9 protein-coding genes are annotated in these 10510 nt (G+C 39.0%); 8 read left to right on the forward strand and 1 reads right to left on the reverse strand.

What is annotated here, in order from left to right; all coding sequences use genetic code 11:
* Nucleotides 1-100 precede the first annotated feature (100 nt).
* From adcR to HT687_RS06040, 5 genes are all read left to right on the forward strand, one after another.
* Nucleotides 101-541, forward strand: coding sequence for a zinc-dependent transcriptional regulator AdcR (adcR, locus tag HT687_RS06020; RefSeq protein WP_001249308.1), 441 nt, complete (start codon nucleotides 101-103; stop codon nucleotides 539-541).
* Nucleotides 541-1245, forward strand: coding sequence for a metal ABC transporter ATP-binding protein (locus tag HT687_RS06025; protein ID WP_001269496.1), 705 nt, complete (start codon nucleotides 541-543; stop codon nucleotides 1243-1245). Before adcR ends, HT687_RS06025 begins: the two co-directional genes overlap by 1 nt.
* On the forward strand, nucleotides 1238-2044 hold the full coding sequence (locus tag HT687_RS06030) for a metal ABC transporter permease (RefSeq protein WP_000950030.1): 807 nt from the start codon (nucleotides 1238-1240) through the stop codon (nucleotides 2042-2044). The genes HT687_RS06025 and HT687_RS06030 overlap by 8 nt, the downstream gene beginning before the upstream one ends.
* Nucleotides 2045-2053: 9 nt before the next feature.
* Nucleotides 2054-3559: a zinc ABC transporter substrate-binding lipoprotein AdcA gene (gene adcA, locus HT687_RS06035; RefSeq protein WP_023936756.1), complete on the forward strand. Its 1506-nt coding sequence runs from the start codon at nucleotides 2054-2056 to the stop codon at nucleotides 3557-3559.
* Nucleotides 3560-4651: 1092 nt separating this feature from the next.
* Complete coding sequence (locus HT687_RS06040) at nucleotides 4652-5617, forward strand: DUF3644 domain-containing protein (protein ID WP_000793783.1); 966 nt, start codon at nucleotides 4652-4654, stop codon at nucleotides 5615-5617.
* A 1085-nt stretch (nucleotides 5618-6702) separates the two neighbouring features.
* Here the strand turns inward: HT687_RS06040 and HT687_RS06045 are convergent.
* Nucleotides 6703-7560: a 5'-nucleotidase, lipoprotein e(P4) family gene (locus HT687_RS06045; RefSeq protein ID WP_023937667.1), complete on the reverse strand. Its 858-nt coding sequence runs from the start codon at nucleotides 7558-7560 to the stop codon at nucleotides 6703-6705.
* Nucleotides 7561-7801: 241 nt separating this feature from the next.
* Here HT687_RS06045 and HT687_RS06050 point away from each other — a divergent pair, with 241 nt between their 5' ends.
* From HT687_RS06050 to HT687_RS06060, 3 genes are all read left to right on the forward strand, one after another.
* Nucleotides 7802-8701, forward strand: coding sequence for an SPFH domain-containing protein (locus HT687_RS06050; protein WP_000963957.1), 900 nt, complete (start codon nucleotides 7802-7804; stop codon nucleotides 8699-8701).
* 83 nt (nucleotides 8702-8784) lie between these two features.
* Entirely contained in the window at nucleotides 8785-8976 is a 192-nt protein-coding gene (locus HT687_RS11880; RefSeq protein ID WP_000692969.1) for a hypothetical protein, read from the forward strand.
* Nucleotides 8977-9100: 124 nt separating this feature from the next.
* The coding region (locus HT687_RS06060; protein ID WP_172924108.1) for a G5 domain-containing protein at nucleotides 9101-10510 on the forward strand (1410 nt) is incomplete at its 3' end.

The raw sequence follows: 10510 nt of genomic DNA on the forward strand, positions 1-10510 counted from the left end.
ACTCTTTTTTTGCTTGTGATATAATTAACTGGTAAACAAAATTCCACAGAATAGTATTTTTCTCTTAAAAAAGAGAAGTTCAAAAGGAAAGGAGTCAGATATGAGACAGCTAGCGAAGGATATTGATGCTTTTTTGAATGAGGTGATTTTGCAGGCAGAAAATCAGCATGAAATTTTAATAGGTCATTGTACTAGCGAGGTAGCTCTGACCAATACCCAGGAGCATATCCTCATGCTCTTGTCGGAGGAATCTTTAACAAATTCAGAATTGGCCCGTCGCCTCAATGTCAGTCAGGCGGCAGTTACCAAGGCCATTAAGTCTTTGGTCAAGGAAGGAATGTTGGAAACATCTAAAGATCCTAAGGATGCGCGTGTGATTTTTTATCAATTGACTGATTTGGCTCGTCCAATCGCTGAGGAGCACCACCATCACCATGAGCATACACTTTTAACCTATGAACAAGTGGCGACTCAGTTTACTCCAAATGAACAAAAAGTGATTCAGCGGTTTTTGACTGCTTTAGTAGGAGAAATCAAATAATGAGATATATTACGGTAGAGGATTTATCCTTCTATTATGATAAGGAGCCCGTTCTTGAGCATATCAATTATAGTGTTGATAGTGGGGAATTTGTTACCTTGACGGGGGAGAATGGGGCGGCTAAGACGACACTCATCAAGGCCAGTCTTGGAATTCTCCAACCACGCATTGGTAAGGTAACCATTTCAAAGACAAATACGCAGGGTAAGAAATTGAGAATAGCCTACCTTCCTCAACAGATTGCTAGTTTTAATGCAGGTTTTCCAAGTACGGTTTATGAATTTGTCAAGTCGGGCCGCTATCCGCGAAAGGGTTGGTTTCGTCGTTTGAATGCTCATGATGAGGAGCATATCAAGGCTAGTTTAGACTCAGTTGGCATGTGGGAACATCGAGACAAACGCTTGGGGTCTCTATCTGGAGGACAAAAGCAGCGAGCAGTGATTGCGCGTATGTTTGCTTCGGATCCAGATGTGTTTATCCTAGATGAGCCGACAACGGGGATGGATGCAGGAAGTAAAAATGAATTTTACGAACTCATGCACCACAGCGCCCATCATCATGGCAAGGCTGTTTTGATGATTACCCATGACCCTGAAGAAGTTAAGGATTATGCGGATCGCAATATTCATCTAGTCCGTAACCAAGACTCGCCATGGCGTTGTTTCAACGTTCATGAGAATGACCAGGAGGTGGGCCATGCTTAGTTTGTTATCTTATGACTTTATGCAACGCGCCTTTCTGGCGGTTATTGCTATGAGTCTTTTCTCGCCAGTTCTTGGAACCTTCCTTATCTTGCGTCGTCAGAGTTTGATGAGTGATACTCTTAGTCACGTCTCGCTTTCAGGAGTAGCCTTTGGTCTGGTTCTGGGGATTTCTCCGACTATTTCAACTATTGCTATTGTCTTGATTGCGGCGGTCTTTCTGGAGTATCTACGTACGGTTTACAAGAGCTTTATGGAAATCGGGACAGCTATCCTCATGTCAACAGGTCTGGCTGTTTCTCTGATTGTCATGAGCAAGGGGAAAAGCTCTAGTTCTATGAGTTTGGACCAGTACCTTTTTGGTTCAATCGTGACTATCAGTGAGGAGCAGGTCATTTCCCTCTTCGTCATTGCGGCGGTTGTTTTGATTTTGACCTTCCTCTTCCTCCGTCCTATGTATATCCTGACATTTGATGAGGATACGGCCTTTGTGGATGGCTTGCCCGTTCGTACCATGTCCATTCTTTTTAACATGGTGACAGGGGTGGCCATTGCCCTTATGATTCCAGCTGCAGGAGCTCTTCTGGTATCGACCATTATGGTCTTGCCAGCTAGTATTGCCCTGCGTCTGGGGAAAAACTTTAAATCGGTTATGCTACTTGCCAGTGCGATTGGATTTTTGGGAATGGTAGCAGGACTTTACATTTCCTACTATGCAGAAACACCTGCAAGTGCAAGTATTACTATTATTTTTGTAACTGTTTTCTTGCTCATTAGTTTAGTAAGACGTTTTATCAAATAGGAGACTAAGATGAAAAAAATTAGCTTATTACTAGCCAGTCTATGTGCCTTGTTTTTAGTGGCTTGTTCCAATCAAAAACAGGCAGATGGCAAACTCAATATCGTGACAACCTTTTACCCTGTCTATGAATTTACCAAGCAAGTCGCAGGAGATACTGCTAATGTAGAACTCCTCATCGGTGCCGGTACAGAACCCCATGAATATGAACCGTCTGCCAAGGCAGTTGCCAAAATCCAAGACGCAGACACCTTCGTTTATGAAAATGAAAACATGGAAACATGGGTCCCTAAAATGCTAGATACTTTGGATAAGAAAAAGGTGAAAACCATCAAGGCGACAGGCGATATGTTGCTTTTGCCAGGTGGTGAGGAAGAAGAGGGAGACCATGACCATGGAGAAGAAGGCCATCACCATGAGTTTGACCCCCATGTTTGGTTATCACCAGTCCGTGCCATTAAACTAGTAGAGCACATCCGTGATAGCTTGTCAGCAGATTATCCTGATAAAAAAGAGACCTTTGAAAAGAACGCAGCTGCCTATATCAAAAAATTGCAAGCCTTGGATAAGGCTTATGCAGAAGGCTTGTCTCAAGCCAAACAAAAGAGCTTTGTGACTCAACACGCAGCCTTTAACTACCTTGCCTTGGACTATGGGCTCAAACAAGTCGCAATCTCAGGACTTTCTCCAGATGCAGAGCCATCAGCTGCTCGCTTGGCAGAATTGACAGAGTATGTCAAGAAAAATAAAATCGCCTATATCTATTTTGAAGAAAATGCCTCACAAGCCCTTGCTAACACACTTTCAAAAGAAGCAGGTGTCAAAACTGATGTCCTCAATCCTTTAGAAAGTCTGACAGAAGAGGACACCAAGGCTGGAGAAAACTACATTTCCGTGATGGAGAAAAACCTCAAGGCTTTGAAACAAACAACAGACCAAGAAGGCCCAGCAATCGAACCTGAAAAGGCAGAGGATACCAAGACAGTCCAAAATGGTTACTTCGAGGATGCAGACGTCAAGGACCGCACCTTGAGTGACTATGTAGGTAACTGGCAATCAGTTTATCCTTTCCTTGAAGATGGCACGTTTGACCAAGTCTTTGACTACAAGGCTAAGTTGACTGGTAAGATGACCCAGGCTGAGTACAAGGCCTACTATACAAAAGGCTATCAGACAGATGTCACTAAGATTAACATTACTGATAATACTATGGAATTTGTTCAAGGTGGACAAAGCAAGAAATACACCTACAAGTATGTCGGTAAGAAAATCTTGACTTACAAGAAAGGCAATCGTGGCGTGCGCTTCCTCTTTGAAGCGACAGATGCTGACGCTGGACAGTTCAAGTATGTTCAGTTTAGTGACCACAATATCGCCCCAGTTAAGGCAGAACATTTCCATATATTCTTTGGAGGTACAAGCCAAGAAGCCCTCTTTGAAGAAATGGATAACTGGCCAACCTACTACCCAGATAACCTATCTGGTCAAGAAATCGCCCAAGAAATGTTGGCGCATTAATGAGAAACCGACTAGTTCATAGGAGCTAGTCGGTTTTTGGGGTACTAGATGGTAATACTCTTCGAAAATCTCTTCAAGTCGCGTCAACGTCGCCTTGCCGTATAGATGTTACTGACTTCGTCAGTTCTATCCACAACCTCAAAACAGTGCTTTGAGCAGCCTGCGGCTAGCTTCTTAGTTTGCTCTTTGATTTTCATTGAGTATAACGTCATTATAGACCTTTCAGACACCTAAGGAATTTCAAAAATATCAAAATCAAATAAAACTCTTGAAATATCTGGGCCTGTATGTTAGAATAATTTTATCGGATAAGGTTCATTAGAACACTAAAGCCCCTAACTACTGCCATAGTTAAGGGGTGTTTTGGTATATTCTACAGGAATAGAAAAAGACCCTCTAAACTTTGTAGAGAGCCTTAAAAAATCAAAATAAAAAGATACCCCCCAGCACATAGGAATGCTCAACCTTTCAGTCTACCCCATTCTGGGACCCAGCGTTTATCCTTCACAAGTTATCTTATTGAGTCCATTATATCACACTTATGGAAAATGTAAGAAATTTGTATAGTATTTTTAAATGAATTGATGAAAAATCAAATACCTTTCAGAACTAAGGAACTTTAAATAATAAATAAAACTCTTGAAATATCTGGACCTGTATGTTAGAATAAAATCGATAGGCAAGGTTCATTAGAACACCAAATCCCTTAACTAGTGCGATAGTTAAGGGGTGTTTTGGTATATTCTACAGGAATATATAATCCTAGTTTTCTAATTTGCTCTTTGATTTTTGTTGAGTATAAACATTTTAACAAAAAAGTTAGTCTTTAATAAAAGAAGCGATATAGTGATATTAGAAATTCTCTTGTAATTCTGATATGTCTGCGTATTTTTCGTAAGTTACCTGTTTAGTAATCAGATGTCAGTTAAGGGCTTGATGTTTTATAAAAGAAAATTATGGAGGAAGGGAAATCCGACTTTATAAACTAAACTGTAAAAAACGGCAAATTTGACAAATGAATAAGAAAAAAATAAAAAGCAACTGTTTTTATTAAAAAGATTGCTTAATAGTTAGATTGGAGGCAAGAAAAATATGAAAAATTTAAGTCAACGACTTGTTGATAAAAGTGTTGAGGCCTTTATTATGGGGCTGGAAATTTACAACAAGCCTACAATCAAATATCGTATTGAAGGATTCAGTTTTTTCATATGTAATGCTTGGGAGTTGATGTTGAAGTCTGAAATGCTAAATAGAAATCTATCAATCTATTTTAAGGATAATCCAGATAGAACTCTCAGCCTTGAAAATGTTATCAAGAAAATTTATTCCGATGATAGTACACGAATTCGACTAAATCTGGAGCGTATTATTGAGCTTAGAAATATCAGCACACATTATATTACAGAGGATTACGAACTAAAGTACGCTCCACTATTTCAAGCGTGTGTACTTAACTATGTCAATGAACTTCAGAGATTTCATGGTAGAGACATCACTGAGACCATTGCACAAAATTTCCTAACTATATCAGCAAGTTATGAGCCTCTGACAAATGAACAAATCAGACTAAAATACCCAGCGGAAATTGCAGAAAAGTTTATTCAGCAAGCAAATGCTATAGATGTTCTTGTTTCTGAGTATAATTCAGATAAATTTGCAATCGGTGTAAAACAAAACCTATACATCACAAAGAAAAAGTCTGAAGCTGACTTCGTTGTCTCAATTGCAAATCAATCTCCCTCTCAAGTAGCAATAGTAAAAGATTTAAAAGATCCATCAGAGACTCACAAATATTCATACGGGAATATCATCTCAGTTGTAAATGATCGATTAAACAAGAAGAATATCAAATTAAATTATAAATCTGGTTTCAATCAATATGTTCTAACCTTAATCATTGATTTCTATTCAATAAAAACTGACGAGAAATTTGCATATTGCCATAAAATAGGTAAGTCTGAGCACTATACCTATTCACAGCAATTTGTTGACTTTATCATTACAGAAATAGAAAAAGACCCTCTAAACTTTGTAGAGAGCCTTAAAAAATCAAAATAAAAAGATAACCCCAGGCACATAGGAATGCTCAACCTTTCAGTCTACCCCATTCTGGGACCCAGCGTTTATCCTTCACAAGTTATCTTATTGAGTTCATTATATCACACTTATGGAAAATGTAAAGAAATTTGTATAGTATTTTTAAATGAATTGATGAAAAATCAAATACCTTTCAGAACTAAGGGAACCTGAAAAAATAAATAAAACTCTTGAAATATCTGGGCTTATATGCTAGAATGTAGTTAGTGTATAAGGTTCATTAGAACACCAAAGCCCCTAACTAGTGCCATAGTTAAGGGCTTTTTTGACGTATCTTAGCGATTTAATGGGTGTTTATAGGCTAGTCAGTCGGTCTACTTCTTACCATCTAGCCATTTGCAGACGAAATACAAGATAATTCCAGCTATAACATCTGCTATAATAGTAAGAGCAAGCTCTGGTATAAGGCTCATTAGTTTCACCTCCTCTCACGAACCCATAGGAACGTAATCGGTAACCGATGACAAAAATAGTATACCACACTAAATTTAGATCATCAACCTCACTTAATGCTTGAACTATTGTAGATTATATGCTAAAATGTAGTTAATTGATAAGGTTCATTAGAACACCAAAGCCCCTAACTATGGCCGTAGTTAAGGGCTTTTTTGACGTATCTTAGCGATTTAACGGGTGTTTATAGGCTAGTCACTCGGTCTACTCCTTACTATCTAGCCATCTGCAGACGAAATACAAGATAATTCCAGCTATAACATCCGCTATAATAGTAAGAGCGAGCTCTATGATAAGGCTCATTAGTTTCACCTCCTCTCACGAACCCATAGGAACGTAATCGGTAACCGATGACAAAAATAGTATACCACAATAAATTTAGATCATCAAGGTCACTTAATTCTTGAAATATAGGGTCTAGGCGACAAAGTCTTTAAAATCAGAAAAACGTATAGTATCAGATGTATAAAAGCTTGATGTTATATCAATTAAAAAAGTGGATAGGAAAGTTTTCTGATTATCAGAATTCCTTCCTATCCACTTTTTGAAGATTGTAAGTTAACCTTAGTTTATATAGAATCAGCTTATTTGTTTTATTTATTAAAACCTTGCAAAGCCTTTTGGCGTTCTTCCACTTGACCTTTAGCATCCAATTTATTGCCAGCGTAGACAGCTGTTTCCCATGATCCGTACATTGGATTTGGGAAGATGATGAATTTTTCACCGAATTCTTTTTGCAATTCTTCAAGTTGTTTATCACGGTCAGATTCAGAAATCTTCGAAAAATCTGCAAAGTCTACGAGGTTATCACCAAATAGTAATACTAGATTAGTTTTCTCTTGAACTGCTTGGCGACGCCCTTCTTTGGATTTTACACCACTTTCTAAGAGCATGAGGTGATCACGCCCTTGTACAGGGATTCCTTCGTTTTCTAGATTTTTAATCGTAGCATCTATTTGATTAACTGAGCGGTCAGAAATATAGTAAATTTGGATGCCGTTTTGATTGGCAAATTGAAGAAACTTCTTGGCTCCTGGGACGGCTTTTGCTGCAGCTTTTTGAACCCAAATATCCCAATTTTCAGGTGTGAATGCTGTTCCGTCTTTGATATTTTGAACTTGATAAGGACTATTATCTAAGACTGTTTCATCTAAGTCCAAAATGATTGAATAAGGCTTGTCTGATTCTGTTTTCAGTAATTCCTTTAGACGATCTGTGGCAACATTATAACCTTGTAGATACAAGGCTTTGGTTTCAGCTGATTTTTGATACCAAAGGGTTGACATAGTATTTTCTCTTGACCGTAGTTGGTCATATGTCATTGTAATCTGATTATCAGATGAGCTCTTATTGCTTGTCTGTGTTTCTGTAGACTTTGTTGCACAACTAGATAATAAGACGACAGATGCAAGTGCAGAAAGGATTGTAACAGTAGTTTTTGCTGATTTCATGAAATATCTCCTATTCATTAATTTCATAAATAGTATAGCACGAGAGAAAAGTTAAGGCAAGTCATTCTCTGACTATGGATGAAGATTCTATAGAAGTTAATGCAGTGAAAAAAAGAGATTACTAACTTGAAATGCAGTTTCACCTCTAATTATTGACATTTCAGGAAAAATCGCAGTAAAAACGGCACAGCCTTCTTTAAATGTGATATAATACTAGAAAAATACTTGTGGAGGTTCCATTATGGCAATATTTTTCATGATTTTTCTGATTGTTTGTGTGCTCCTATTGGTGATAGTCACACTGAGTACAGTTTATGTGGTTCGTCAGCAGTCGGTGGCGATTATTGAACGCTTTGGGAAATACCAAAAGGTTTCCAACAGCGGTATTCATATTCGCTTGCCTTTTGGGATTGACTCGATTGCAGCACGCATTCAGTTGCGCTTGCTGCAAAGTGATATTGTGGTTGAGACCAAGACCAAGGACAATGTGTTCGTGATGATGAATGTAGCGACTCAGTACCGTGTCAATGAGCAGAGCGTGACAGATGCCTACTATAAACTCATGCGTCCAGAATCTCAGATTAAATCTTATATCGAAGATGCTCTTCGCTCTTCTGTTCCCAAATTAACCTTGGACGAATTGTTTGAGAAAAAAGATGAGATTGCCCTTGAAGTTCAACACCAAGTAGCAGAAGAAATGACCACTTACGGCTACATTATCGTGAAAACCTTGATTACTAAGGTGGAGCCAGATGCAGAAGTTAAGCAATCCATGAATGAAATCAATGCGGCGCAACGCAAACGGGTCGCAGCGCAAGAATTGGCAGAAGCCGATAAGATTAAAATTGTCACTGCAGCTGAAGCCGAAGCAGAAAAAGACCGCCTTCATGGTGTGGGGATTGCCCAACAACGTAAGGCGATTGTGGATGGATTGGCAGAATCTATCACCGAACTCAAGGAAGCCAATGTTGGCATGACAGAAGAACAAATCATGTCCATCCTTTTGACCAACCAGTATTTGGATACCTTGAATACCTTTGCCTCTAAAGGAAATCAAACTATCTTTTTACCAAATACGCCAAATGGTGTGGATGATATCCGTACACAAATCTTGTCAGCTCTTCGCGCTGAGAAGAAATAATAGACTAAAGAGCTTGGCAACAGGCTCTTTTTGCATTGCGTTTATTAAGAAAAACAAAAAATATTGATATACATTTATACTCAATGAAAATCAAAGAGCAAACTAGGAAGCTAGCCGCAGGTTGCTCAAAGCACTGCTTTGAGGTTGCAGATAGAACTGACGAAGTCAGCTCAAAACACAGTTTTGAGGTTGTGGATAGAACTGACGAAGTCAGTAACCATACCTACGGCAAGGCGACGCTGACGTGGTTTGAAGAGATTTTCGAAGAGTATTAAATAAAAATTATTGTATGTTGTTGCCCTTAACTTGGAATGATAAGGGAATAACTAGAAAGATTTGTGAATACAAACTATTTCTGATATACTAAATATACAGTAATAATGAATGATGGGAGATGGGATGAAAGAATTTCAATTTGAGAGAAAGCAGCGTTTTTCTTTGAGGAAATATGCAATAGGAGCTTGCTCGGTTTTGCTAGGAACGAGTTTATTTTTTGCTGGTATGGGTGCTCAACCTGTACAGGCTACAGAAACGAGTTCAAAACTAATTTCAAGTCATTATTTGGATGAGCAGGATTTACCTGAAAAGCTGAAATCTGAGTTGCAATGGTTTGAAGAAAATAAAATTGAGGTAAAAGAGGGAAAAGAATACTATTTTGTCTATCGAAAATTGGCTACAAGATTACCAGAAACAGGTCTTTTTTCTAATGATGGGATGTTTATCTTGGGAGCAGGATTATTATTGCTTTCCTTCACTTTAATCAAGAGAAAAAAGGGAGCGTCTTACTTCCTTGTGACCGTCTTTGCTGTTGGTGGCTGGGGAGCATCCATCTCTGCTTTCGAAAATCTGGTAGAATTGCAACCAGCCCTTGTTAAGAGAGTAGAAGGTCAGTTTCTACCAAGTCCTGAAAGAGTCCAAGGATACGAATTTACGGGATATTATTTGGTAAGAGATAGTGCTAGTAAGGAACTTTCTGTTGATAAGGTAGAGTCGCCAGCATTATCTCAAAAGGAGGAAAGTTCAGAACCTCAATCTAAGAAGATTGTACCACAGACTGCGTCTCATTTTAGCTCGACTGAAGATCTTGTACAATCTCCTCAACCATCCTACGCAGTTGAGAAAATTGTTGAAGCTCCTGATGAAATGGTGCCTATAGGGACTAAGGAAGAAGTTGCAGGAAATCCCCAAGTAGAACAACCGAAAGCAAAAGATAATAGTGATTATAAAACAAGTCCTGAGGAAGGTATGTTAAATGCCACAGTAGAGAAACCCGAATTGTTAATCACTACAGAGGAGGTTGCTTTCCAAACGATAGAACAAGAAGATGCAACCCTAGCTAAAGGGCAAACTAAAGTTGTTCAAGAAGGTGTTGTTGGTGAACGCACCATCTATACGGAAGTCACTGTCGTTAATGGGGAAAAATCTAGCAAAGTTATAGAAAATATAATCACAAAAGATCCGGTGGACAAGGTGATTGTAGTTGGGACTAAGGAAGAAGTTGCACCAAAACCAACACAACCTGTAACTCCAGATCTAGAGGAAAGTAGACCAGTTCAACCTGAAAAAACTCCAATAGTAGAGAATGAAACAGAGACAAAACCAGCTGATGGAATAGGACAATCAAGACCAGGAGCAGAAGAAACGCCGGGTACAGAAGCAAGACCGGGCGAGAAACAAACACCTGACAAACCTGAAGCCGAGCCGAAGCAACCAGAACCAGCAACCCCAGTCGTGGAATCAGGGGGCGAGGAGAATCAAACTCATGCCCCACAAGGTACTGAGTCTAATCAACCATCTAAAGAAACTGCT

Origin of the sequence: Streptococcus sp. 1449 (genome assembly GCF_013276805.1) — a bacterium.
GTDB lineage: Bacteria > Bacillota > Bacilli > Lactobacillales > Streptococcaceae > Streptococcus > Streptococcus pseudopneumoniae.